Origin of the sequence: Idiomarina sp. HB (assembly GCF_048059115.1) — a bacterium.
In the GTDB taxonomy this organism is placed as follows: Bacteria; Pseudomonadota; Gammaproteobacteria; order Enterobacterales; family Alteromonadaceae; genus Idiomarina; species Idiomarina abyssalis.
On the sequence record NZ_JAYLVU010000001.1, the window covers coordinates 738078 to 763195 of the forward strand.

Annotated in this window: 21 protein-coding genes; 9 read left to right on the top strand and 12 right to left on the bottom strand. The window is 46.9% G+C overall.

The window, feature by feature from the left end:
* Window positions 1–6 precede the first annotated feature (6 nt).
* From sdhA to sdhC, 3 genes are read right to left on the bottom strand one after another with little or no spacing between them, the layout of a single operon-like run.
* Window positions 7–1773, bottom strand: coding sequence for a succinate dehydrogenase flavoprotein subunit (gene sdhA, locus VBY75_RS03720; protein ID WP_054487370.1), 1767 nt, complete (start codon window positions 1771–1773; stop codon window positions 7–9).
* Window positions 1774–2121 (bottom strand): succinate dehydrogenase, hydrophobic membrane anchor protein, encoded by a 348-nt coding sequence (gene sdhD, locus VBY75_RS03725; protein WP_416511101.1) that lies wholly within the window; start codon window positions 2119–2121, stop codon window positions 1774–1776.
* Window positions 2115–2489 carry a succinate dehydrogenase, cytochrome b556 subunit gene (sdhC, locus tag VBY75_RS03730; protein ID WP_054487366.1) on the bottom strand — a complete coding sequence of 125 codons (375 nt, stop codon included), beginning with the start codon at window positions 2487–2489 and terminating at the stop codon, window positions 2115–2117. The genes sdhD and sdhC overlap by 7 nt, the downstream gene beginning before the upstream one ends.
* Window positions 2490–2814: 325 nt before the next feature.
* Here sdhC and gltA point away from each other — a divergent pair, with 325 nt between their 5' ends.
* Window positions 2815–4095: a citrate synthase gene (gene gltA / locus VBY75_RS03735; protein WP_199494802.1), complete on the top strand. Its 1281-nt coding sequence runs from the start codon at window positions 2815–2817 to the stop codon at window positions 4093–4095.
* Between the two features lie 213 nt (window positions 4096–4308).
* A complete protein-coding gene (locus tag VBY75_RS03740) occupies window positions 4309–5655 on the top strand; it encodes a KamA family radical SAM protein (protein ID WP_054487361.1) in 1347 nt (448 codons plus the stop codon).
* Here the strand turns inward: VBY75_RS03740 and kdsB are convergent.
* From kdsB to VBY75_RS03765, 5 genes are read right to left on the bottom strand one after another with little or no spacing between them, the layout of a single operon-like run.
* Complete coding sequence (gene kdsB / locus VBY75_RS03745) at window positions 5652–6413, bottom strand: 3-deoxy-manno-octulosonate cytidylyltransferase (RefSeq protein ID WP_287818251.1); 762 nt, start codon at window positions 6411–6413, stop codon at window positions 5652–5654. The two genes, VBY75_RS03740 and kdsB, sit on opposite strands and share 4 nt — an antisense overlap.
* Complete coding sequence (locus tag VBY75_RS03750; protein ID WP_054487358.1) at window positions 6410–6607, bottom strand: Trm112 family protein; 198 nt, start codon at window positions 6605–6607, stop codon at window positions 6410–6412. The genes kdsB and VBY75_RS03750 overlap by 4 nt, the downstream gene beginning before the upstream one ends.
* Complete coding sequence (lpxK, locus tag VBY75_RS03755; RefSeq protein ID WP_199494800.1) at window positions 6597–7583, bottom strand: tetraacyldisaccharide 4'-kinase; 987 nt, start codon at window positions 7581–7583, stop codon at window positions 6597–6599. Before lpxK ends, VBY75_RS03750 begins: the two co-directional genes overlap by 11 nt.
* The gene (msbA, locus tag VBY75_RS03760; protein WP_199494799.1) at window positions 7583–9331 is read right to left on the bottom strand and encodes a lipid A export permease/ATP-binding protein MsbA; all 1749 of its coding nucleotides are present in this window, start codon (window positions 9329–9331) and stop codon (window positions 7583–7585) included. The genes lpxK and msbA overlap by 1 nt, the downstream gene beginning before the upstream one ends.
* Window positions 9332–9366: 35 nt before the next feature.
* Window positions 9367–11664 (bottom strand): DNA internalization-related competence protein ComEC/Rec2, encoded by a 2298-nt coding sequence (locus VBY75_RS03765; protein WP_416511105.1) that lies wholly within the window; start codon window positions 11662–11664, stop codon window positions 9367–9369.
* Window positions 11665–11714: 50 nt separating this feature from the next.
* On the opposite strand from VBY75_RS03765, the gene VBY75_RS03770 reads away from it, so the two are divergent.
* Window positions 11715–12221, top strand: a complete 507-nt coding sequence (locus VBY75_RS03770) for a DUF2062 domain-containing protein (protein WP_054487350.1) — start codon at window positions 11715–11717, stop codon at window positions 12219–12221.
* A 2-nt stretch (window positions 12222–12223) separates the two neighbouring features.
* Here the strand turns inward: VBY75_RS03770 and VBY75_RS03775 are convergent, their stop codons facing one another.
* From VBY75_RS03775 to VBY75_RS03785, 3 genes are read right to left on the bottom strand one after another with little or no spacing between them, the layout of a single operon-like run.
* Window positions 12224–13459 (bottom strand): lipoprotein-releasing ABC transporter permease subunit, encoded by a 1236-nt coding sequence (locus VBY75_RS03775; protein WP_416511106.1) that lies wholly within the window; start codon window positions 13457–13459, stop codon window positions 12224–12226.
* Window positions 13459–14145, bottom strand: coding sequence for a lipoprotein-releasing ABC transporter ATP-binding protein LolD (lolD, locus tag VBY75_RS03780; RefSeq protein ID WP_416511108.1), 687 nt, complete (start codon window positions 14143–14145; stop codon window positions 13459–13461). The genes VBY75_RS03775 and lolD overlap by 1 nt, the downstream gene beginning before the upstream one ends.
* A complete protein-coding gene (locus tag VBY75_RS03785) occupies window positions 14138–15367 on the bottom strand; it encodes a lipoprotein-releasing ABC transporter permease subunit (RefSeq protein WP_416511110.1) in 1230 nt (409 codons plus the stop codon). Before VBY75_RS03785 ends, lolD begins: the two co-directional genes overlap by 8 nt.
* 85 nt (window positions 15368–15452) lie before the next feature.
* Here VBY75_RS03785 and VBY75_RS03790 point away from each other — a divergent pair, with 85 nt between their 5' ends.
* Genes VBY75_RS03790 through VBY75_RS03810 form a run of 5 tightly spaced genes read left to right on the top strand, consistent with a single transcriptional unit; the run spans window position 15453 to window position 22993 of the window.
* Window positions 15453–16082 carry a PilZ domain-containing protein gene (locus VBY75_RS03790; RefSeq protein WP_199494964.1) on the top strand — a complete coding sequence of 210 codons (630 nt, stop codon included), beginning with the start codon at window positions 15453–15455 and terminating at the stop codon, window positions 16080–16082.
* Window positions 16083–16129: 47 nt separating this feature from the next.
* A complete protein-coding gene (gene mfd, locus VBY75_RS03795; RefSeq protein WP_222236830.1) occupies window positions 16130–19612 on the top strand; it encodes a transcription-repair coupling factor in 3483 nt (1160 codons plus the stop codon).
* A 15-nt stretch (window positions 19613–19627) separates the two neighbouring features.
* A complete protein-coding gene (locus VBY75_RS03800; RefSeq protein ID WP_222236829.1) occupies window positions 19628–20725 on the top strand; it encodes a CsiV family protein in 1098 nt (365 codons plus the stop codon).
* 17 nt (window positions 20726–20742) lie between these two features.
* Complete coding sequence (locus VBY75_RS03805) at window positions 20743–21222, top strand: MarR family winged helix-turn-helix transcriptional regulator (RefSeq protein ID WP_054487334.1); 480 nt, start codon at window positions 20743–20745, stop codon at window positions 21220–21222.
* A 1-nt stretch (window position 21223) separates the two neighbouring features.
* Window positions 21224–22993 carry an ExeM/NucH family extracellular endonuclease gene (locus VBY75_RS03810; RefSeq protein WP_416511114.1) on the top strand — a complete coding sequence of 590 codons (1770 nt, stop codon included), beginning with the start codon at window positions 21224–21226 and terminating at the stop codon, window positions 22991–22993.
* Here the strand turns inward: VBY75_RS03810 and VBY75_RS03815 are convergent.
* The gene (locus tag VBY75_RS03815) at window positions 22897–23949 is read right to left on the bottom strand and encodes a hypothetical protein (RefSeq protein ID WP_224797550.1); all 1053 of its coding nucleotides are present in this window, start codon (window positions 23947–23949) and stop codon (window positions 22897–22899) included. The genes VBY75_RS03810 and VBY75_RS03815 overlap by 97 nt on opposite strands.
* Window positions 23950–24048: 99 nt before the next feature.
* On the opposite strand from VBY75_RS03815, the gene msrB reads away from it, so the two are divergent.
* Window positions 24049–25113: a peptide-methionine (R)-S-oxide reductase MsrB gene (gene msrB / locus VBY75_RS03820; protein ID WP_411814755.1), complete on the top strand. Its 1065-nt coding sequence runs from the start codon at window positions 24049–24051 to the stop codon at window positions 25111–25113.
* Window positions 25114–25118 lie beyond the last annotated feature (5 nt).

Below are 25118 nucleotides of genomic sequence, written 5' to 3' on the forward strand. Positions count from 1 at the left end.
CCTCTATTAGTACGTACGAGCTTTCGGAGGGAAAGCTTCGCGCAGTTTCGGTGCCATATTAACCTGACGAGTCACCATGTCTTCGGTTTCTGGACGGAACACAGTGTGAACCAACCATTTCTCGTCATCACGATCTGGATAGTCTGCGCGACTGTGAGCTCCACGGCTTTCTGTACGGAAGTTTGCGGCAACTGCAGTAGAGAAAGCAGTTTCCATTAAGTTATCAAGTTCCATACATTCAACACGCTGAGTATTAAACTCTTTAGACGTGTCGTCTAAGCGTGCGTGCTTAAGGCGCTCACGAATTTCTTTCAACTCTTTAAGACCATCAGCCATTGCTTCACCTTCACGGAATACCGAGAAGTTCATCTGCATACAGTTCTGTAGGTCTTTCTTAATTTGTACTGGGTCTTCGCCTTTCTGCGTATTTTCCCAACGGTTGAAACGAGCCATTGCCTCATCAACGTCAGACGCTGACGATTCACGTGCTTCGCTGTTCGCCGCTAATGTTTCACCTAAGTGCATGCCAGTCGCACGACCGAAAACAACAAGGTCAAGCAATGAGTTACCACCTAAGCGGTTAGCACCGTGAACAGATACACAAGCGATTTCACCACAAGCAAATAAACCAGGTACAGGCTTGGTTTCACCCTTTTCGTCAACTGTCAGAGCCTGACCGTTAACGTCTGTCGGAATACCGCCCATCATGTAGTGACAGGTTGGTATAACAGGAATCGGTTCTTTTACCGGGTCAACGTGAGCGAAGGTACGTGACAAGTCACAAACGCCCGGAAGACGACTTTCCAGAGTCTCTTTACCCAAGTGATCCAATTTCAGTTTCAGGTGAGGTCCCCAAGGGCCTTCACAACCACGGCCTTCACGAATTTCTGTCATCATTGAACGAGCAACAACGTCACGTGAAGCAAGGTCTTTCGCGTTTGGAGCGTAACGCTCCATGAAGCGTTCGCCGTCTTTATTTAACAGGTAACCACCCTCGCCACGGCAACCTTCAGTTACCAGACAGCCTGAACCAGCAATACCAGTTGGGTGGAACTGCCACATTTCCATATCCTGCACTGGAACGCCGGCACGTAGCGCCATACCAACACCATCACCGGTGTTAATGTGCGCATTTGTTGTTGAGGCATAAATTCGACCAGCACCGCCGGTAGCAAGCACAACAGATTTAGCTTTCACATAATAGACTTCACCAGTTTCAATATTCAGCGTAGTAACACCCGTTACTGCGCCGTCCTGGTTTTTCACTAAGTCTAGTGCGTACCACTCAGAGAAAACGGTCGTTTTGTTCTTAACGTTTTGCTGGTAAAGCAAGTGCAGAAGTGCGTGACCAGTACGGTCAGCGGCTGCGGCTGTACGAGCTGCCTGCTCGCCACCAAATTCTTTTGACTGACCACCAAACGGACGTTGATAAACTTTTCCGTTTTCAAAACGTGAAAATGGCAAGCCCATATTTTCCAGTTCAAGAATTGCTTCCGGACCTGCTTTACACATGTATTCAATAGCGTCCTGGTCACCAATGTAGTCCGAACCTTTTACGGTATCGAACATGTGCCATTGCCAGTCATCTTCGTGCGCATTACCTAAAGCGACAGTAATACCACCTTGTGCAGAAACTGTGTGAGAGCGCGTTGGAAACACTTTGGACATCAACGCACAGCTCATTCCCTCTTGGGAAATTTGCAATGCTGCTCGCATACCAGCACCGCCAGCACCGATCACCACTGCATCATATTCTAAAGTTTTAACGTTCACTTAAACACCCCACAGTACGAATAAGCCAGTGAGCCAAACAGCGATAAGACCAACGCTGAAAACTAGTTGGATAAAAGCTCTGAGACCAGCCGCTTTTACATAGTCTGTTGATACCTGCCAAATGCCAATCCAACCGTGAATCAACACAGCGGACAGTGCTAGCATGGTAAAAACCTTCACCCAGATACTGGCAAACAAGCCACTCCAGACTTCATACGTCACGTCTGGTGTAGAAAGGAAAAAGCCAGCCATGAACAGTGTGTAAAGAACCATAACGATCGCGCTGGCTCTCAACAAGATAAAGTCATGAGAACCGCTACGACCAAACGTTGCTGCTGCTGTTACCATAGCCAAACTCCTACTAATACGGAAAGAATGACAGAAAGAGCAATTGAAATATTTGCACTGATTCTTCCCGAATCGAGTTCTTCCCAGTAGCCCATATCCATCACTAAGTGACGCAGACCGATGATTAAGTGAAATCCTAGCGCTGTCAAAATACCCCAGCCAATAAACTTCGCAATAAAGCTGGTCATGATACTCTCGATTTGAGCAAAGCCTTCTGGGCCACTAAGTGACACGGCAAAAGCCCAAATTAAAAATGCCAGAGAGAACAGCATAACAACACCAGAAATACGGTGCAGTATGGATGCTTTGGCAGCGGCAGGAAACTTGATAGTTGATAAGTCTAAATTAACAGGTCTTTCTTTTTTCACGATAGATTGCCTTTTAATAAAGCACAAAAGAAATGCAATTTTCGTTTGCGCGACACAGATACATGCCACCAATACGGCGCAAAGTATATCGAGCCAAACCATTAATTACAACGAGAAACTCAGATTTGGACGCTCAGTTATTACGGCTTACTACTAAAGTCTAACGTAACTCAATAATTGTTCAATCTGAGTAATCTTTTCGTCATGTTTATTACGTATGTTTGACTATAATTAGTTCATGTTCCCCGATTAAAATTGACATTTAAGGGCATGATCGAGTTAAATTAGCGCACTTTTTCAAAGTAGACAGTGAGGAGAATTCCTTATGGCTGATCGTAAAGCCACTTTACAGATTGACGGCCAATCCATTGAGTTGCCGGTACTTTCACCAGCGGCAGGCAAGGATGTAGTTGACGTCCGAACTTTGGGCAAACATGGTTACTTCACCTTTGACCCTGGGTTCCTGGCTACAGGCTCTTGCGAGTCGGCTATCACCTACATCGATGGTGAGAACGGAGTTTTACTGCACCGCGGCTACCCAATTGGTGAGCTCGCAACAAAAGCAGACTATCTAGAAGTTTGCTATATGCTGTTACACGGCGAAGCGCCGAATGAAAAACAGTACACCGAATTTAAAGACACCATTACTAAACACACTATGGTGCACCAGGGAATCCATAACTTCTTTAATGGTTTCCGTCGTGACGCACACCCAATGGCGATGCTATGCGCAGTAACAGGTGCTTTATCATCTTTCTATCATGATGATTTAGACATTCACGATGAAAACCAGCGTTTACGTAGCGCTTATCGCCTAATTGCTAAGATTCCAACCATTGCGGCAATGGCCTACAAATTCAGCATTGGCCAACCTTTCGTTTACCCACGTAACGACTTAGGTTATGCAGAAAACTTCTTAAACATGATGTTCTCTGTACCAGCTGAAGATTACAAAATTAGCCCTGCAGTTGCCCGTGCAATGGATCGCATCTTTACTTTGCATGCCGACCACGAGCAAAACGCATCAACTTCAACCGTTCGTCTTGCCGGTTCTTCGGGTGCAAACCCTTACGCCTGTATTGCGGCTGGTGTTGCTTCTTTATGGGGACCTGCACACGGTGGTGCAAACGAAGCGTGTCTGCGCATGCTGGCTGAAATTGGCTCAGTAGAGAACATTCCAAAATACATCGAGAAAGCAAAAGACAAGAACGATCCGTTCCGTCTGATGGGCTTTGGTCACCGTGTCTACAAAAACACTGACCCTCGCGCTACCGTTATGCGTGAGTCATGCCACGAAGTATTGAAAGAACTTAACCGTGACGATCCATTATTGGACGTTGCAATGGAACTGGAGCGTATCGCTCTGGAAGACGATTACTTCATTGAGAAGAAGTTGTTCCCTAACGTTGATTTCTACTCAGGTATCGTGCTGAAAGCTATTGGTATTCCGACCAACATGTTCACTGTTATCTTTGCGCTGTCGCGTACTGTTGGCTGGGTTTCTCACTGGCACGAAATGATGGGCGAAGCGAACCAAAAAATTGGTCGTCCACGTCAATTGTATACCGGTTATACAAAACGCGAATTTACACCAATCAAAAAGTAAAATCGTCATGTTTTAAAAAAGCGCTCTCATGAGCGCTTTTTTTATGTCTATCGCTAATTAGTTCGTGTACATCGCTTTTTATCCCTTACAGAACGTGCAACTTACCCCCAATTTCTTTATACTACGTCGCATTTCGTTGGTCGCCCAAGAGCTGACAGACAAATTCATTTTCAACGTGCTTTTAGCAGGTTGCAGATAATTACAGAGAGGCTTATGCAGCAAGTAGTCAATGTACAACAACCCATCATTACGCCACGTAAGTTCAAGGTATATCAGCATCGCCAGTTAGATAAAATTGAGGCGCTTAAAAAAGTTCCTGCTGACATGCGCTTTGAAATGAAAGTCGTTGCTAATGTCCTGCCGTTCAGAGTAAACGAGTATGTGTTTAATGAACTCATTGACTGGGAAAATGTACCCAATGACCCGCTGTTTCAACTAACATTTCCACAAAAGGATATGCTGGAGCCGTCTGCCTATCAGCGCATGGCGGATTTGATGTCAGGTAAACACACGACTAACGAAGTGTTTGACTTAGCAACTCAGCTACGTGATGAAATGAACCCTCACCCTGCTGGCCAAATGCAAATGAACGTCCCCCATGTTGACGGTGAACCCTTGCCTGGCATGCAGCATAAATACCGTGAAACGGTTTTATTTTTCCCGGCTCAGGGGCAGTATTGCCATTCTTACTGCACCTTTTGCTTCCGCTGGGCACAATTCGTGGGTAAAGCAACACGCTTTAACTCTAATGACGCCGATCAATTACATCGCTACTTAGCTCAGCACAAAGAAGTGACCGACCTACTGGTCACCGGTGGCGACCCTATGGTTATGCGCACACGTAAGCTGGCTCACTACCTGGAAGACTTACTTAAACCAGAGTTTGAGCACATTAAGACCATACGTATTGGCACTAAGTCGCTGACCTTCTGGCCTTACCGCTTCATTACTGACCCGGATGCAGACGACATGCTGCGTCTATTAGAGCGTTTAGTTGCCGGCGGCAAACACGTATCCATTATGGCGCATTTAAACCACCCGAATGAACTGCGCACGGAAGTCTGTCAGGAAGCGATTCGTCGCCTGCGCGCTACTGGTGCACAAATACGCTGCCAGGCTCCACTGCTTAAACACATTAACGATGACCCCGATGTCTGGGCTTCTATGTGGGAGAAACAAGTACAGTTAGGTATGATCCCTTACTATATGTTTGTTGAGCGGGATACTGGTGCCAAACGTTACTTTGAAGTGCCACTGGAACGCACCTGGGAGATTTTCCAAAAAGCTTACCAACAGGTATCCGGCATTGCCCGCACGGTTCGCGGCCCTTCAATGAGTGCAGGCCCGGGTAAAGTGGAAGTTCAGGGTGTGACCGAAATTGCAGGCGAAAAAGTTTTTGCTTTACGCTTTATTCAGGGACGCAACCCGGACTGGGTTCAACGCCCCTTCTTTGCTAAGTACGACCCGGATGCAACCTGGTTACATCAATTAAAGCCGGCTTTTGGAGAAGAAAAGTTCTTTTTCGAAGACGAATACTCAAAAATGGCAGCGATGGATTAACCATCGACTGCCCGTTCTCGTGCCCGCTGCAGGTCTTCTTCTGTATCAATACCAGAAGCCGGCGCGAGAATAGCTTCGGCCACATGAATACGCTCCCCGTGCCAAAGCACTCGCAACTGTTCTAGGGATTCAAGCTGCTCTATAGGGCTAGCCTGCCACTCAATATAACGTCTGACAAAACCTGCCCGATAGGCATAAATACCAATGTGTCGGTGGTAATGATCGGCAATGACATTGGTATCCCGCTCTGCAGAAAAGTGCTCTCTGTCCCATGGAATAGCTGCACGGCTAAAGTACAGAGCGTATCCGGCCGCATCGGTAACCACTTTTACTGTATTCGGGTTAAAAATATCTTCAGCGTCGGTAATAGGAACGGCTAAAGTCGCCATAGGCGCCTGCCGTTGGTTGGCTAAGTTATCCGCAACCTGACGAATAATTTCAGGTGGAATGAAAGGCTCGTCGCCCTGCACATTAACCACCACTTCATTTTCCGCAAGCGCCAACTGTTCAATAACCTCAGCCAGTCGCTCAGTACCCGATGAATGTTCCGTTGAAGTCATCATGACTCGGCCGCCGAATTTCTCAACGCCCTCTTTTACCCTCAGGTCATCAGTTGCGACAATCACCTCCGCAGCGCCACTGGCTTCAGCCCTTTCAACCACATGCTGAATCATTGGTTTACCACCTATGTCAGCCAAAGGTTTACCAGGCAGTCGGCTGGAGCCATAACGTGCGGGAATAACAACGGTAAAACTCATGAAGGAACCTTCTCTAACTCTTCTGCAGATAATTCACGGGCTTTATCGGCTAATAAAACCGGAATGTTTTCATCGATAGGATAAGCCAGTCGCTCGCCCCGACAGACCAGTTCATTTTTTTCGGCGTAGTAAGTCAGCTTACCTTTGCACTTAGGGCAAGCTAAAATCGCTAATGTATTTTTATCAATGGGCATTTTTCTTCCTTTCCAGCTCTGCCAGTAAGTTAGTTTTCATTATCTCGGGCAGTTGCGCTTCTATTGTTTGATAATACCAGTCCGGTTGCGCGAATGACTGACACTTTCCGGCATCTTTCTCTGTCATCAATATAGGCTTACCACTTAATTGAGAAAAGTCTTCTTCGCTAAAAACGTGATGATCAGCAAATGCCTGGCTTTTCTCAACTTGTACCCCTTGCTCAGACAAAGAGTTAAAAAATCGCTGGGGGTAACCAATACCGGCAACTGCATTAAAACTACTATCCGTTTCTAGCTCAACTTTTTCATCGTTATCAACCCGATACCAGTGACCTGGTTTAACATCCACTACATGACGCGCAAAAGCATGACGACCGTAATTAGAAATAACCCAGTCCGCACCTTTTAAACGCCATGGTCCTTCACGTAAAGGACCTGCCGGCAGCAACCAGCCATTTCCTGTGCCTCTTTCACCGTCAATCATAATCAGCTCAATGTCACGTTTTAATGCGTAATGCTGTAAACCATCATCACTAATAATGACATCGACTTCGGGATGTTGTTCGGACAGGAGCTGCGCGGCCTCGGCTCGTTTAGGTGCGATGACTACCGGACAATCGGTTCTCCGGCGCATAAGCAAAGGCTCATCTCCAACACCTGCGGCATTATCATTTTCTGCAATGGAATGAGGAAATGGACCTTTTGCACCATAACCACGGCTAATAATACCTGGCGTCCAACCCTCATCTTTCAGCCACTGGCATAGAGCAACCACCATTGGCGTTTTCCCTGTACCGCCAACGCTGATATTGCCAACAACGATAACAGGCACTTCTGCTTTATAGCGTTTTATTAGGCCTAAATGGTAAAAACTGCGGCGCAGGTTGGTCAGTAGCCAAAACAGCAATGACAGCGGCGCCAGCAGAATTAAAAGGGGGTGCAGTTTGGCTTTATACCACTGCTTTTGTAGCCACACTAGGCGCCTCCGCTAAACTGCAAGTTATGCAATTGATAATACGCACCTTCGTGATCCAGTAACTGCTGATGGGTACCTCGCTCAACAATCTCGCCGTTATCCATTACGATAATTTCGTCCGCATTTTCAATGGTCGACAAGCGGTGTGCAATAACAATGGCGGTCCGGTTTTGGCGCAAGGTGCCTAAAGCATCCTGAATATGACGTTCAGACTCCGTATCTAGCGCAGATGTAGCTTCGTCCAGAATCAGAATAGGAGCGTCCTGCAATAATGCACGAGCAATAGCAATACGTTGCCGCTGCCCTCCGGATAACATCACTCCGTTTTCGCCGACCATGGTGTCCAGCCCTTTCGGCATGTTATCAGTAAACTCGGTAACGTAAGCCTGCTCTGCCGCTTTAGTGATTTGCTCCCGTGACAACTCTTTCGCTGCACCATAAGCAATATTATTAGCGATAGTGTCATTAAACAGCGTCACGTTTTGTGAAACCAGAGCAAACTGGCGACGCAGACATTTCAGTTTATAGTCGTTAATGTTGTAGCCGTCGAGCAAAATGCGACCCTGCTCTACATCATAGAACCGGGTCAGCAGGTTTGAAATCGTCGATTTACCACTGCCCGAGCGACCCACCAATGCAAGGGTTTTGCCTTGTTTTACGCTAAAATTAATTTGCTGAAGTGCTGGCTCATCATCTTTTTGATAAGCAAAAGTCACATCTTCAAAAACAATATCCCCGGCCGCACGATCAATAACTCGAGACCCTTTATCAATTTCAATGGGCTCATCAAGAATATCAAACACACTGGTAGCCGCGGCTATACCCCGCTGGAAATCACTGTTCACGTTCGTTAACTGCTTTAATGGGCGCAGCAACATAATCATAGCTGTCAGCAAAGTTGTAAATGCGCCGGCTGAAAGCTCTCCCAGCATCTCCGGAAAACTGGCAATAACCAAAACCATGGAAAGACTTAAAGAAGCGATGAACTGAATAACCGAAGTACTAATGGCCCGCGTATTAACCAGTTTCATATTCTGGTTACGGGTAATATTATTGATCTCGGAAAAACGTGCAGACTCACCTTTTTGTCCTTGATGCATTACGACCACTTTGTGGCCATTAATCATCTGCTCAGCCGTTGTTGTAACATTGCCCATCGCCGTCTGGATACGACTACTGACTTTTCTGAAGCGCTTGGACACGACCCCAACAACTTTAGCAATTAAAGGACCTACAACCAAAAATACTAACGACAGTTGCCAACTTTGATAAAACATCAACCCAAGCAAGCCAATAACAAACGCACCTTCCTTAATCAAAACCAGTAGCGCGCGGCTACTCGCTTCGGCTACTTGCTGAGTGTCATAAGTTATTTTCGAGATTAAGTCACCGGTTGAGTGCTGGTCGTGAAAGCTGACAGGCAGCTTCATCATATGGTCGAATAACTGCTGACGCATTTTAGTGACAACTTTAAAGCCAACCCAATGCAGGAAATAACTGGAAGCTACGTTTAGTAACCCTCTAAGGATAAAAATAAAAGGAACAAAAAGCGCACCGTAGAGCAATATTTTAGAGTCTTGCTCAGTTAAACCGTCATCAATTAAAGTTTCTATTTGGGACAAAAATAAGGTATCAATGGCCGAATAGCCAATCATGCAGATAATAGCAAGGGTAAAGGCCGCTTTATAAGGTTTGATGTAGCCTAACAAGCGCTTGAAGGTCGTCTTTTTTTTAATCTGAGAATCCATGTAGTCTCAATTAAGTCATTAACACTTTTGGTATTCTACCTGTTTTCAAAGGGTAACTCCAAACTCCATGTACTGCCGTCACTCACAATGGTTAATTGTCCACTCTTCATCGTCCCAAGCCAGGGGCGATTCTTTCGCGCAAGTCTTTCCAGAGTATATCGGTGGGGAAAACGGTATCCACGATGCCGACCATAGCTTATCAAGTAGATATCCGCATCTACGGCCTGCAATAATGGCCAACTGGTGGACGTTTTACTGCCGTGGTGCGGAACCAGCATGACATCGGACTCTATTTCAGCAGGGCTTCGCAACCGCTCTAACAGCATTTTCTCGGCAGGCATTTCAATGTCTCCGGGCAAAAGTACAGTAAAACCCCGGAATTGAACCCGTAAGACACAAGAACGATTATTTTTACTTAATGCGGGTGAATCTTGATATTCCCGCGCAGGCCATAAAACTCTCCATTGTAAGTCATTCCAGTATCCCGTATCACCTGCTAAACACGGTTTATCGCTGCCTTCCCCCTGCCACTGCAAATTGGGATAGCGCCTTGATAAGAAAGCACGGCCGCCGTTGTGGTCACTGTCTCCGTGGCTGATAAACGCAAGCTCCGGAACAAGTCCATGGTAATTCAAAAACGGTTCAATCACCGACTCGGCCACACTAAAACCGGAATTAAATTCAATACCTGTATCGACCAGCATGGCTCTGCCATTTCTCTCCAGCACCACAGCCTGGCTTTGCCCCACATCCAGAACGTGAAGGCGCAATTTCCCGTCTCTTTGATTTAGCAGCACCAAAACAGAAAGAGGCAAACATAAAAGCAGTATTGTGCGTTGCCAGGTGTTTTTAAGCGGCACCAGCAGCACGAGGATTAACGCAAACAAACCACCGAACCTTGCCTCACGGCTTACAGGCCACGCATCTAATTGCAACCAGGTTACTGGCTGCTTTGCTAAAAAACCGATAAACGGATTCATATGTACAATTGGAAGCTCTGCTAATTGCCAAAGCGTTGATGCAAAACTTAAATCCAAAAGTGCAGCAACCGTTCCGGTTAGCGCCAATGGCAACAACCAAAAGCTTATAACCGGTAATACCAGCAAGTTAACTAACGGTGCCAGCAGCGAAAACCCGCCAAATAACAAAAACGACAAAGGTGCCATAACCACCAGTAACAACCATTGCACGGACCAAAGACTCTTAATAGCAGAGAGTTTTCCACGGGCTTTTTGCCAGCGCCAGCTTGCCAGAAACAATGCCGCAACCGCTGTAATCGAAAGCCAAAAACCCGGATCCTGCAAAGCAAAAACATCAACCACAAGTACCGCAACAGTAACTCGTAACAGTAAACTTAATGGTCTTAATTTCAGGCTTAGCATCAGATGCAAAAGAACGATCAAAAACATGGCGAGCGCCCTTACTGTCGACACGGGAAAACCGGCCAGAACGGCATAACCTGTCACAACAAAAGCCGCTAAAACTAGCGACCAGAAACGGCTGTTAATGAGCTCTCTGGTTTTCAGGCCAACAGGGAGAAAGCGAAAGCAGAGGCGAAAAAAGAATACAGCGGAAGCGGCAACCATCCCCAAATGTAAACCCGATATAGCCAGGCTGTGAGCCAAACCGGTTTTTTGCCAACTTTCCCGGGTTTGTCGGCTCAATAAGCTGCGTTCACCAATAGTTAAGGCAGCCAGTATGCCGGGTTCGTTCAGATCACTCTGTTGTATCCAATCAAAGACTTTTTGCCGAAGACTGATATCAGAATCAAGCTTAACGCCCTCTTTAATACTTCCTATTGCGTGTATGTTATTGCGCAGCAAATATTGTCGATACCGAAAGCTCCCGTGGTTACGATAGTCTGTCGCTTCCTTTAAGCGCGCAACCAGCTGCCAGGTTTCTCCTGCTTTAGGGGCTTGTTTAAGATTCGCCCGGTACCAGTTCAACCGGACTCTGGATTGCTTCCAAATAGGCAACGCGTTGTCTGACAGCGTTTTAACCCTGCCCGTTATCCGTACGTGGTAAGGGTAACTCCGGGATATTTCATCCACCTCGATATTGAGCTTAACGTCGGAATTGAGAAAAGACGCCGGTATTGCCTGTATATTTTGCCAATAAAGGTTGGCATTAGCCCATAAAATACCGCAAAATAACGCCATCAGTAGTCGTGCGATCGATCGCCGTTTTGCTTTTTTCGGGCCGGCCCCCATGCGGGTGTAAGCTATCGCCAAAAGTAGTAATGCGATAGTTGAAACAATCAGCCAGAATTTAATGTCAGAGTGAGTGAAGGCGAACAAAATTCCGCCTGAAAACACGAGTAACCAGCGATCCATCGTTGCTCCTTCCTTGGGGCAGTAACAGGATAGGTAATAAACGTCACATTATGGCCAGACGCTTCATTAAACGGTTAATGCCTGATCACCAAAAAGTGCGCGAGTCAAAAGCGATCCGCTTATTTGGCAGCCTTTTGCATGACGCAAACTTGTGGCACCTGAACAGACGCTCGGCGTCAGGAGCCTTTGCGGTAGGCTTGTTCTGCGCTTTTATACCTGTTCCTTTTCAAATGTTATTAGCGGCAGCATCAGCAATTCCCTTTCGCGTAAATCTGCCACTCTCAGTTGGTCTGGTATGGGTCTCCAACCCTATTACCATGCCCCCCATGTTTTACCTTTGCTACCTGGTAGGAAATGCTTTGTTAGCAGAACCACCACAGCCCTTTGCTTTTGAAGCCAGTTGGGAGTGGTTAATGCACAGTATTTCAACCATAGGTCCGGCTTTCTTGCTTGGCTGTTTGGTTTTAGGAACGTTATCCAGCTTTATTGGTTACATTGGTATTCGTCTGTTGTGGCGCCAGTCTGTGGTCAAAGCCTGGCGCCGCCGTAATCCTTAAAATTAAATGCTTTGGTGTAAAGCTTTAGCCGGTTCAACTTTCACTGCTCTCCAGGCCGGATAAAGAGTCGCAAGCAAGCTCATTAGCAGTGCTACCCCCGCCACCAGAAAAACATCCGACCAAATCCATTCAGAAGGCACTTCACCGACAAAGTAGATATCGCTGGAAAGCACATCAAAATTAAACCAGGTTTCCAGCGTCAACATAATACTGGGTAAAAGTTGGGCCAGCAGTATTCCGCAAACACATCCGATAACAACGCCGTACAACCCATTCATAATCCCCTGCAGAACAAAAGACTGCAATAAGGTTTTGTCTTTCATACCCAAGGTTTTCAGCATTGCGATTTGGCTACGTTTTTTGGCGACCGTCATAATTAACGTCGATACAATGTTAAAACAGGCAACCGCCATAACCAGAATAAGAACCAGATAAACCACCCAGCGCACAAGTTCAATATCGCGATACAAGTGCCCGTGACTTCGCGTCCAGTCGTCAAGGTACACCAGTTCAGGCAGTTCATTACCCACTTGTCTGGCCACAGCCGGCGCAGAAAACACATCTTTTACCCGCAATCGGACAGAACTGACATCGCGGGCAAAATCCAGCTCATTTATCGCTGTATCGAGTGAAACGTAAGCGTTGTGGTAATCAATTTGCCCACCAAACTGAAAAAGCCCCGTCACTTGCAGCCTGACACGCTCGGGAGAGCGAAAACCTCGTTCTGATTTTTCGGGGGTTAACAACGAAACCGAGTCGCCTACTTCTAGATCCAGTTTTTCCGCTAACCCCGCACCTAATAGCAAGCCGCCCTTTTGCTGCCAGCGCTGCCAGTCTTCCTTACTGACGTAGTCCGATAAAGAAGAAACTTTTTGTTCATGCTCTGCCGAAACGCCCCGAACCTGAATGCCATGAAATGTCGACTGGGTTTGTACCATTACCGTGGCATTGACACCCGGTGCGGTAGCAACAACCTGAGGGTTCCGCTCAGCAATTTCTGCCACGAGCTCCCAGTCATCCAAAGCCCCTTCAACGGCACTGTATTCAATCTGAGGTACAACCGCTAAGAGCTTATTCTGTAACACCTGGTTGAAGCCATTCATCATTGACAGTGCTGCAATTAATACTGCACACCCAAGGGCAATACCAATAGTTGATGATGCCGATATAAACGACAAGAAGCCTTGCTTCGCTGTTCCCTGACGAAAGCGACGGGCAATTAACCAGGCAAGCCGCATTAGTCTTCTTCCTTATGCAAAACACCGTTCTTCAAGACTTCTACGCGCTGGAGTTGCTCTGCCAGATGCAAATCATGGGTTACCACAATAAAAGCCGTGTTGGTTTCTTTATTCAACTCCAGCATTAATTGATAAATACTCTCTGCGGCCTCACCATCCAGATTACCGGTAGGCTCGTCAGCAAGCACAATTTGAGGTTTATTCACGAAAGCCCGGGCAATAGCAACCCGCTGACGTTCTCCCCCCGACAACTGCGCAGGCCGATGAGATAATCTATGCTCTAAACCTACTCTGGTCAGCAATTGCTTTGCCTGATGCTTTGCCTCGGCCGGACTTTTACCCGCTATCATTTGCGGCATTGCGACATTTTCCAGTGCCGAAAACTCGGGCAACAAATGGTGGAATTGATACACAAACCCAAGGTTCTGATTACGCCACTGCGCCAGTTTGTCGGCTTTCCAGTGCGTCATTTCATCAGTTTTATAAAACAATTGTCCGCCGGAAGCTTTATCCAAGCCCCCCAACAAGTGCAGCAAAGTACTTTTCCCCGAGCCGGAGGTTCCGACTACAGCCACCATCTCGCCAGCCTGAAGGCTAAAGTCTATATCTTTTAAAACGGTCACTTCATTATTACCGTCCTGATACGATTTACTCAGTTTTGAGCAACGCAACAGCGCGTCAGTCATAGCGTAATGCCTCCGATGGTTGAACATGAGCTGCCTGTGAAGCCGGGTATAATGTTGCCACCAGAGTTAACAGAATTGCAGCAACAGCCGTAGCAGTAACCTGGAAAAGGTTGATGATAATAGGTAAGCCTTCCTCGGTGCCTGAAACTATATGAGCCCCGAATAAATCCAGAATGTCATTTAAATACCAACTCAAAAGAAGTCCTAAAATAATACCTAACAAAGACCCAAGAACGCCGTTATAAAGCCCCTGAAGTAAGAAAACCGTGCGAATGCGGCCGTTAGATAAACCCAGTGTTTGCAGTATGGCAATGTCATGGCGCTTATCATTTATGACCATAACCAGGGCAGACAATGTGTTAAATGCAGCCACGGCAATGATCAAGGCCAGCATTAGCCACATCATGCGTTTTTCCATGCCAACAGCCTCAAACAACTGCCCATAGCTTTGGCGCCAATCATCAACGCTTAACTCGGTTTGGTTGCGCAGGGTTTGAGCAACTTGGGGGGCATCAAAGGCATCATTTAGAAACAGCTGCAGGCCGGTCACTTTGCCTTCGGGAAGACGGATTAATCGCGCCAGGTCGTCACCGTGAGCGAACGCAACCGACTCATCAACTTCGGAGCCCATAGCGAATAAACCACTGACGACAAAGCGACGTTGCGAAGGTACCAGTCCAAAGGGGGTATAAACGCCACCCTGCGCGGCAATCACTCTGACAGTGTCACCCGGGGCGATACCTTGTTTTTGCGCCAGCCGCTGACCAATAACCAAGTGGTACCTTCCGGGTTCCAGGCTTTCCCAGTTGCCGGCAACCATCTTGTCGGTAAGTGAAGGCGGCAATGCGCCCTTGTCCGGGTAGACGCCCTGTATGTTGGCAACGGACATTTTATCCGATATTTGCAGTATGCCCTGCGTTTGTACAAAAGGGACAGAACCCTTTATTGTCGCCAGTTCAGGCAGTTGTTGTTGAACCTCCTGCCAGTTGCTTAGCTGCGTGCTACTGTCCGGATCCGTTACAGTGACCTGGGGCACGGCACCTAAAATACGGCTTTTCAACTGTCCTTCAAAGCCATTCATAACCGACATAACAACCACTAGCGCCATTACGCCCAGCGCAATACCTGCAAAAGCAAAGCGGTTAATAAATGCCGTAAAGGCAGAGCCCTGCCTTGCCCGGCTGTAACGCAGGCCAATAAACAGCACAACCGGCTGAAACATATACCCTCAATTATTTGATGGTTGCTAATTCATAACGAGCAAGGATAATGAGTTGTATTGAGCCTGACAACTAAAAGCCGAAACAATGACGCAATCGCAGACATCAATGACATCGCCAATAGGAGATTTCTTCACGGTAAGAGATCACTTCCCGGTCAATTTAATTGCGCTAGATTCGGCTGACAATATACCGGACGAAGACGCGTTTATTGCCGAGATCCCGGAACTGTTTACTATTGCATCCAGTATGGCTGAAAGTGATCAGCAACAACTGCAAAGCATTAAAGTTGAACAGTCGTCAGGTAGCGCGCTGGTGGCTTTTCTGGAGCAGCAGCACAAGCGTATGAACATATTACTCGGTTATATGCTCCGTAATGAGGATGACCCCGAGTACCGGTTTGAGGGTGTTGAATATGGCGGCGGCGGGATTCGTATTGTCAATGACTCGCCATTAACAGAAGACCAGACGTTCCAGGCCAAATTGTTCTTCAAAGAAGAAGCTCTGGCAATTTACTGCTACCTGAGAGCTGAAAAGTCAGAGCCTGAAGAAAATGGTGATACTTACCTTTGCACTCTTAGCTTTGCTCAAATTCGGGAGGAAGATCAGGAACTCTTGATTCGTGCCAGCCTTCATGCCCAAAGCCGCCAGCTTAAAGAACGTTCAAAACAGCGCAGGGAACAAAAAGAAAGCGACTCCTTGTCATCCAAATCCTGATTGATTTCGGTATAATACCGACGTTTTTCCAAACCAGTTGAGTAGTCATGACTAAGGCATCTGTATTAAGACCCCCTTTCCCACCGGCAGCGAATAAAGATCTCACCTGGCAGGAACTGCACGGCAGTGCCCCTGCACTGGCCATTGCTAAGCTAATTGATGCGACTCCGGGGCGGGTGCTAATTGTTACTGCAGATGCTAACCAGGCCTACCGATTAGAACAGGAAATTAAATATTTTGCCGGTGAACACACCGAGTATCATGACGACATAACGCTTTTCCCTGACTGGGAAACGCTTCCTTACGACAGCTTTTCTCCGCATCAGGACATTATATCTGATCGTTTGCGTGTGTTAGCACGCCTTCCGGAAGCTAAGCGTGGCGCACTGATTGTCAGTATTAATACCTTGCTCCACCGCATTGCACCAACGTCTTTTGTTCAGGGTCAAGCACTACAAATTGAGAAAGGCCAGCAACTCGACAGCTTGAAGCTCCGGCAGCAATTGGAAAATGCAGGTTACCGCCACGTAAACCAGGTTATGGAACATGGTGAATTCAGCGCCCGGGGGTCAATCTTAGATCTTTATCCTATGGGCAGCCAGACCCCATACCGGCTCGATTTTTTCGATGACGAAGTTGATAGTATAAGGCCTTTTGACCCGGAAACTCAGCTATCGAAAGACCCTATAGAGGGCATTAATTTACTGCCCGCACACGAGTTCCCGTTAACCAAAACGGCAATTGAACGCTTCCGCGCAAACTACCGCGAACACTTTGAAGCAAGTACTGAGCGCGAATCGGTCTATCAGCAAGTCAGTAAGGGTCAGTTACCCGGCGGGATTGAATACTATCTTCCGCTATTTTTTGAAGAAACAGCAAGCTTATTTGATTATCTTCCGGACGACACCGTACTGGTTACCTTCGGCAATATTCAGGCAAGCCTGGAGCGCCTCTGGCAGGATATTAATCATCGCTACGATCAACGCCAGTTTGATCCGTTACGGCCATTGTTACACCCTAATGAACTTTTTCTTCCGGTCGATAATATTCATGCTGGTTTCAAGCAGTACCGTCGAGTGCGAGCCAACGTACCGGCAGAAATGGCACAGCCCGGGCCGACACCGTTTCTGACAGAAGCCGTTACAGAAATAGCTGCGGATCACCAGCAAAAACAGCCTTTTGCCAAACTAAAAACCAAATTAGAACAGGCGTTAGCAAATAACGACAAGGTTCTGCTTTCCGCTGAGAGCGCAGGCCGTCGTGAAGCTCTGCGTGAAATTGTCAGCAAGCTCGGTTTTCCGGTTACGCTTTGCTCAGGCCTGGAAGAGTGTCCGACCAAACAAGTCGGTTTGATTATCAGCCCCATTATTAATTCGTTCTATTTACCCGATGCCAAACTCTGGTTTATCACCGAAACCGAACTGTTTGGTAACCGCGTGGTACAAAGCCGCCGACGTCAGCAAAAAGCCACTGTCAGCGCCGATACACTCATTCGCAACTTAGCAGAACTGCAGGCTGGCCAGCCGGTTGTTCACCTGGACCACGGTGTTGGTCGTTATCAAGGACTGACGACACTCGATGCCGGTAATGTCACCACGGAATTTGTCACCATTGAGTACGCTGGTGGCGCCAAACTTTATGTTCCGGTCGCTAACCTGAATGTTTTGAGCCGATACAGTGGCGGTGAAGAAAGCCATGCCCCTTTAAACAAACTGGGTAATGACAGTTGGGAAAAAGCCAAAAAACGTGCTGCAGAAAAAGTGCGAGACGTTGCAGCAGAACTGCTCGATATTTACGCCCGCCGCGAAGCTAAGCCCGGCTATGCATTTAATATTAACGAAGAAGACTACCAGCGTTTTGCCGCCGGCTTTCCGTTTGAAGAAACCATTGACCAGCAGGCCGCAATTGATGCTGTGAAACAGGATATGCAACAGCCACGGGCAATGGACCGGTTGGTATGCGGCGACGTGGGCTTTGGTAAAACCGAAGTGGCCATGCGCGCGGCCTTTATTGCCGTTAACGAAGGTAAGCAAGTGATGGTGTTGGTTCCAACCACCCTGCTGGCCCAGCAACATTATGAGAACTTTAGCGACCGTTTTGCAGATCAGGCCATTCGGGTTGAAGTGCTCTCTCGCTTTAAAACCGCCAAGCAGTCAAAAGGCATTCTTGAAGACTTATCTAACGGCAAAGTCGATATTGTTATTGGTACGCACAAGTTACTGCAAGACAATGTTAAGTGTCATGACTTAGGTCTGCTCATTGTCGATGAAGAACACCGCTTTGGTGTAAGACAAAAAGACACGATTAAACGCCTGCGCGCTGACGTAGATATTCTGACGCTAACAGCTACGCCTATTCCACGTACCCTGAATATGGCCATGAACAACATTCGTGACCTGTCAATTATAGCCACGCCACCAGCTAAGCGACTGGCAGTAAAAACCTTTGTCCGCGAATACGACGAGCCAACTGTTCGTGAGGCCATATTGCGTGAGATTCTGCGCGGTGGTCAGGTTTACTTCTTGCACAATAATGTCGATACCATTGAGAAAACGGCGGCCGATATTGAAACCCTGGTTCCGGAAGCGCGTGTTGTGGTTGCTCACGGACAAATGCGTGAGCGTGACCTGGAACGCATCATGTCGGACTTCTATCATCAGCGCTTTAATGTGCTGGTTTGTACCACCATTATTGAAACCGGTATCGATATACCCAGCGCCAACACCATTATTATGGATCGGGCGGATCACCTGGGTCTGGCACAGATGCACCAACTGCGGGGCCGAGTTGGACGCTCCCATCATCAGGCTTATGCGTACCTATTGACGCCACATCCCAAACGCATGACCAAAGACGCACACAAACGCCTCGAAGCCATTTCTCAGCTTGAAGATCTGGGCGCTGGCTTTATGCTCGCAACTCACGACTTAGAAATTCGTGGTGCCGGTGAGCTACTTGGAGACGATCAAAGCGGTCAAATTGAAAGCATTGGTTTTACTCTATACATGGACATGCTGGAGCAAGCGGTTAAAGCCTTAAAAGAAGGTAAAGAACCCGCTCTTGCGCAACTGCTGCATGAACGTGCTGAGATTGACTTGAAACTTCCGGCGCTTTTACCTGAAGCTTACATACCAGACGTTAATAACCGTTTAAGCTTGTACAAACGAATAGCCAACTGTGAAACCAGTAAAGAACTGGATGATTTGCAGGTGGAATTAATTGACCGTTTTGGGTTACTTCCGGACGCAGCCAAGAACTTGATGCGCCAAACACAACTGCGTAATAATGCCGAGCATTTGGGTATCCGTAAAATTGATATTGGTAATCAGGGCGGCATTATTGAGTTTGCCGACGATACAAAAATTAACCCGGAAATTATTATAGGGTTGATTCAAAAAGCGCCCAATTACTACAAACTGGATGGCCCGAACCGTTTACGTTTAAGTCAGTCACTGGAAGATACTCAAAGTCGGTTAAAACTGGTAGAGTCTCTGTTAGAAGAATTTGCAGAACAATCTCAGGCGGCGTAACACAGGAGTGAATAAATGGCGCTGGTTCATCGTGGATTAAAATCGGTACTGGGTTTAACAACAGCACTAATGACATTAGTGTCTGTTGATGCGGTAGCTCAGTCTGATAAAGACTACTGGCGCTGGTTTGAAGTTGAAGTTCTGGTCTTTAAACAGACCATCACCGACCAGTCCGGTGAGACTTTTCCTTTGACCATACAACCAATAGCCGTTAATCAAAGCCGGGATTTGCTGACCAGTTACCATAGCCTACAGAACCGCCGCCTTCGCAGCGCTTTGCCGGTTTGCGAGCCACTTTCAGATAATCAGTGGCAAATTGATATTGCTTGCCAATATGAAAACGAAGACCAATGGATACCCATTACCGGAAACCCTTTTGCCCCAGTTCATGCGTTGTCAGAGCTCAGTAATACTGAGGTTGTCATTGACGGCCCTGGTGGTGACATTCAGACAGCTTCACAACCTTTTTTAATGCCAAAAGACGTTTTAGAGCTAACACCTGTTAGTGAAGAGTTGGAGCGCAAAGGTCAAGGTAAACCGTTACTTCACCTGGCCTGGCGCCAACCCGTTTTTAAACGTGGCGAAAGTCGTAAGTTTCGACTCTATGGCGGCAAAAACTACAGCGAAACGTTTTTCTACAATGGCTTTCCAAGAGAACAAGAAGAACTTACTACGCCATTATCAAACGCCAGCCAGAAACAGCGGATGGATAATATTGAGTACCTTTTGTCGGCTATAGAGCAAGGCTCAGAACCTTTTAATCCGTTAAACGAAAGAACACCGGTACGTCCTCCTTTAATAGCAGCAGGCCACCCCAGCCTGGCTTGGGAGTTCGATGGACTCATCGATATTTTCCTGGTTGGTAATTACCTGCATATTGATGGCGAATTTAATCTGCGTGAAAAAGACAAAATAAAACAACTCGCCAACGACATCGAAACGCAGGCGTCTCTGGCCTTAAACAACGCAAACGAACAAACACCGTATCTGCGTAGTTTCTATTTCTCACAGTTAAGACGGGTTATCAGTCACGAGACACATTACTTTGATCACCCTAAGCTGGGTGTTGTGGTTCAAATTCGCCGTACTGACCTGTCAGCTCCACGGTACTAGTTGGTTTCGGGGAAACTATGGAAAAGTATGAAGAGTTACTACTGGCACTTAGGAAAGTCATTCGTGCAATCGACTTATATTCTAAACAACTCAACAAATATTCCGGATTAACAGGACCTCAGCTGCTCATTTTACGTGAAATTAATGCCGCAAATGGCATTACGGCCAGTAAAGTTGCGCAGAATATCAATTTAAGTCCTGCTACTGTTTCGAATGTTATCGAACGTCTGGAACACCGTAACCTCATCCACAGACACCGAAGTGAACAGGATAAACGCCGGGTTTCTCTGTACCTTACTGAACAGGGCTTAAATCTACTAGAGAAAGCACCTCAGCCCCTTCAGGAAGATTTTATTGAGAAATTTCAGGCATTGGACGAGTGGGAGCAATCGCTATTGCTTTCATCGATGCAAAGAATTGCCAATATGATGGATGCAGAACGTCTGGACGCAGCGCCCGTGCTCGAAGTTGGAAGCTATCACAAACTGGATAATTAAAATGAACAAACAACTATTTACTCTGCTACCGGTTCTCTTTTTCTCGGGCGCAGCGGTTGCTGATATTTGTGACAATGAAAATGAAGTTACCCCTATAGCCCAAATTCAAGGGGAAAACGAACAGTCCAGTCTAATTGACCAACAAGTCACCGTGCGCGGCATTGTAACGGCTAGTTGGCAAACCGATGAGCAGCTTAGCGGCTTTTTCATACACAGCTTTGCTGAAGATATGGATGATAACCCTGCTACCTCAGAAGGTTTATTTGCCGTTACAGAAAAGCATCATTCCAGTGTCGATATCGGTGAACAAGTGCAGCTAACCGGTAAGGTCACCGAGCGCTCGCAGTTAACGTCTTTGGTTGATATATCGAGCATAACAACTTGTGGTGACGCCGAGTCGCTCCCGGGCATAACCGACTTAAAACTGCCGGTTCAATCGCTGGCTGAGTTAGAAGCTTTAGAAGGTATGCCGATAAAGCTATCTGCCTCCTCAGCTAATGAGTTAACAATATCAGGGCATTATAATTATCCACGCCATGGCTATTTTGATGTGTCTTCTGGTCGTTTATGGACACCAACACAAATCGTTATGCCGGGCCAGGACGCCAAACGTCAAGCTAAAGAGAATCAATTGAATCGACTTCAGGTGGACGATAACAGCAATGTCGTTGAACCCAGCCCTTTACCTTTTTCAAACCTTTGGCACGGCAAACAAAACAGCTTACGTTCAGGAGCCACTATAGCCAGTTTTAGCGGTATCATCAGTCAGTTCAATAATGCGTATAGAGTTCAGCCAACTGAAGATTTAACGTTAGAGAGTTCATCCAAACAGCCTCAGTTACCTGAAAAAGCCAATGATTCTGTGCGAATTGCAAGCTTTAACGTTCTCAACTTCTTTAACGGAAATGGTTCAGGCCAGGGCTTCCCCACACCAAGAGGTGCAGACAATACGGAGCAAATGAAACGTCAGTTGCAAAAAATTGTTGCCGCATTAACCGCTCTTGATGCTGACATTGTCGGTTTGATGGAACTCGAAAACGATGGCTTTGGTGAGCGTAGTGCTATATTCCAACTGGTCGAAGCACTGGAAAAAGCTTCCGGCAAAGAGTACGAAGTTGCTGAGCCCCGGGCTGAAAAAATTGGTACGGATCAAATTACCGTTGGTATTATTTATCAACCCAAACGGGTTAAGCCGAGTTCACACGCACTCCTCACTCGTCAGGGCCCATTTTCATGGGGCAGCAGACCACCACTAGCACAGCGTTTTATTGATAGAAACACAGATAGCGAATTCAGCGTCATTGTTAATCACTTTAAGTCGAAAGGCAGCTGTCCGGAAGACTCTGACAGTCCTAATAGCAATAAGAACGATGGCCAGGCCTGTTGGAATGACTTACGTCTTAAATCATCCCAGCAGCTGCTGGAATGGATTTCTGAAGAGTCATTAGCAAGCCCGGTGTTATTAGGCGACTTCAACGCTTATTACCATGAAGACCCTATTCGCTACTTTAGTGAAAATGGCTTCCATAACCCTTCGGATGCTACAGATTACTCTTATGTATATGACAGTCAGGCGGGTTCTCTGGATCATATCTTTGTAGCCAATTCGCTGGAAAGTAAGGTTGAGGGAGTTTACCACTTACCCTTTAACGCAGATGAGCCATGGATTTACGACTATCGTGATGAGACGTACTTTTCTGACGGCCCCTTCCGTTCTTCAGACCATGATCCGCTGGTGCTTGATTTACGTTTTTCCGGATCGGGCATGTAAGCGTTATCGGTTCCAAAGTGAACTTCAAATTCAATACCGACTAACCACTGGCCACTGCGTTGCTCTGTAACTTCGCTACGAGGCCAGTGGTAGCCAACCCAGGCTTCGGCAAAAAACCATTCACGCAAGTAGCGCTGGCGATTTAAAAAACGTACGCCATAGTCCTGAATAGGCACAGCATGATCCGTATTGCCCTCTATCCAGGTTTCGGTTGCCCAGGCTTTATCCTCACCATAAAGGTGATACAGACGTGCCGTGCTGCTCCAGCGCAGTCCATGAGTTTCTTCGGCAAAGGTTCCTATCGAGGCCCAGCGAACAAGCCAGGTATCGGTTAACGTGGCTTCGTAATCGACCCGTTGTGCAACGCCGAAACCGTCGCTGTCCCTCCAGAAAGCGGAAGACTGAGTACGAACTTGTTGGTTATCAGAAAAAACAAAACCCGTCATATAACGCGCCCGGGCGTAGGTATCAAAGCGTAACCCCCCGCGAATACCAATGCTGTATGACATTCTATGAGCCTCATTAATTTCCGGGTCAAAACCCAGACCCACCAGCCACTCCTCATCAGACTGCGGTGAGCGAATAACAGAAGGCCTGCCTGCAGAATCATCATCCAGAAATTCGTTTTCATCCACTCGGCCAATAAAGGCTGAAAAGTTTTCTTTTAGCTTAGGCAGCGCCACTCGCGCTCTAAAACGTGACTTCACTTCAAAGCCGTCATACTGGTCCCACTGAGGCGCCACCGACAGCCGTCCGTACGAACGTTCGTACCGACCTATACTTTCATCACCAAATAGTCCGTCAAACCAGCGTGCTGTAGCGTCGACAGATGAGCCCAGGCCACTGCGAAACTGATCCAGCCACATGCCCTCACCTTCTTCATCTGACTGCTGAACAGCAACGGCAGATTGACAGCTAAGGCTAAAAATAAAAACGAACCAAGTAATCTTTTTCATGTTGAATAGTCTATAACTACATACCGTCTGAAGTTGGAGAATACAATGTCATTTCGCCTAATAATTGTTATTACCAGTTTGTTACTATCTTGTTTCAGCATGGCACAGAATAATGAGCCAACAAAGCAAAAAAATGAAAAAATCGCGACTTTTGCCGGTGGCTGTTTTTGGTGTGTCGAAGAGGCTTTCGAAAAAATGCCCGGTGTTCGTGAAGTTGTATCCGGATACAGTGGCGGTGATGAAGCTAACCCAACTTATGAGCAAGTTGCCGGAGGGCAAACAGGTCACACCGAAGCAGCACAAATCTACTATAACCCGGATATTATCAGTTACGCTGCTTTACTGCAGAAACTCTGGCGCATAAGTGACCCTACGGATAACCAGGGACAGTTCGTTGATCGTGGCGAGCAATACCGTCCCGCTATCTTCTATCATAATGACGAGCAAAAACGCATCGCCATGCAGTCACGTGAGTGGCTCGATAAAAACGGCCCTTTTTCTGAGCCGGTCGTTATAGAAATAACACCGCTGAAAAGTTTTTATCCGGCAGAAGAGTATCACCAAAATTACTACGACAAGAACCCTGTTCGTTATCGTATTTACACCTATAACTCGGGACGCTACGACTTTGTAGAGAAACACTGGGGAGACACCTCTGACGTTGACTACCAACAGTTCACCAACGACAACCCGGCCGGCGAACGTGAAAACACCGAGCAAAGTTACACTAAACCCGGTGACAAGGAATTAAAAGAGCGTTTAACGGACATTCAATACGCGGTTACGCAAGAGGACGCCACCGAACCTGCTTTTGATAACCCTTATTGGGATAATGAGCGACAAGGCATTTATGTTGATGTTGTCAGTGGTGAACCGCTTTTCTCTTCAGCGGATAAATATGAATCGGGTACTGGCTGGCCAAGTTTCACAAAACCAATAACACCGAACGCCGTTGTTGAAAAAGAAGACAATAGTTGGTTTTACACGCGTACTGAAATTCGCAGTCGTAAGGCAGACTCTCACATTGGTCATGTATTTACAGATGGCCCTCAGCCAACTGGACTGAGATACTGCATGAATTCTGCGGCACTGCGCTTTATTCCTTTAGAAGATATGGAAGAAGAAGGTTACGGTGACTACATTCCTGCAGTCACCGGAGATTAAAAGCT

Excerpts from the sequence above, each read along its gene's own strand:
- sdhD (WP_416511101.1), bottom strand. The coding sequence starts at position 2,121 with ATGGTAACAGCAGCAGCAACGTTTGGTCGTAGCGGTTCTCATGACTTT.
- gltA (WP_199494802.1), top strand. The coding sequence starts at position 2,815 with ATGGCTGATCGTAAAGCCACTTTACAGATTGACGGCCAATCCATTGAG.
- VBY75_RS03740 (WP_054487361.1), top strand. The coding sequence starts at position 4,309 with ATGCAGCAAGTAGTCAATGTACAACAACCCATCATTACGCCACGTAAG.
- kdsB (WP_287818251.1), bottom strand. The coding sequence starts at position 6,413 with ATGAGTTTTACCGTTGTTATTCCCGCACGTTATGGCTCCAGCCGACTG.
- VBY75_RS03750 (WP_054487358.1), bottom strand. The coding sequence starts at position 6,607 with ATGCCCATTGATAAAAATACATTAGCGATTTTAGCTTGCCCTAAGTGC.
- msbA (WP_199494799.1), bottom strand. The coding sequence starts at position 9,331 with ATGGATTCTCAGATTAAAAAAAAGACGACCTTCAAGCGCTTGTTAGGC.
- VBY75_RS03765 (WP_416511105.1), bottom strand. The coding sequence starts at position 11,664 with ATGGATCGCTGGTTACTCGTGTTTTCAGGCGGAATTTTGTTCGCCTTC.
- VBY75_RS03770 (WP_054487350.1), top strand. The coding sequence starts at position 11,715 with ATGGCCAGACGCTTCATTAAACGGTTAATGCCTGATCACCAAAAAGTG.
- VBY75_RS03775 (WP_416511106.1), bottom strand. The coding sequence starts at position 13,459 with ATGCGGCTTGCCTGGTTAATTGCCCGTCGCTTTCGTCAGGGAACAGCG.
- lolD (WP_416511108.1), bottom strand. The coding sequence starts at position 14,145 with ATGACTGACGCGCTGTTGCGTTGCTCAAAACTGAGTAAATCGTATCAG.
- VBY75_RS03785 (WP_416511110.1), bottom strand. The coding sequence starts at position 15,367 with ATGTTTCAGCCGGTTGTGCTGTTTATTGGCCTGCGTTACAGCCGGGCA.
- VBY75_RS03790 (WP_199494964.1), top strand. The coding sequence starts at position 15,453 with ATGACGCAATCGCAGACATCAATGACATCGCCAATAGGAGATTTCTTC.
- mfd (WP_222236830.1), top strand. The coding sequence starts at position 16,130 with ATGACTAAGGCATCTGTATTAAGACCCCCTTTCCCACCGGCAGCGAAT.
- VBY75_RS03800 (WP_222236829.1), top strand. The coding sequence starts at position 19,628 with ATGGCGCTGGTTCATCGTGGATTAAAATCGGTACTGGGTTTAACAACA.
- VBY75_RS03805 (WP_054487334.1), top strand. The coding sequence starts at position 20,743 with ATGGAAAAGTATGAAGAGTTACTACTGGCACTTAGGAAAGTCATTCGT.
- VBY75_RS03810 (WP_416511114.1), top strand. The coding sequence starts at position 21,224 with ATGAACAAACAACTATTTACTCTGCTACCGGTTCTCTTTTTCTCGGGC.
- VBY75_RS03815 (WP_224797550.1), bottom strand. The coding sequence starts at position 23,949 with ATGAAAAAGATTACTTGGTTCGTTTTTATTTTTAGCCTTAGCTGTCAA.
- msrB (WP_411814755.1), top strand. The coding sequence starts at position 24,049 with ATGGCACAGAATAATGAGCCAACAAAGCAAAAAAATGAAAAAATCGCG.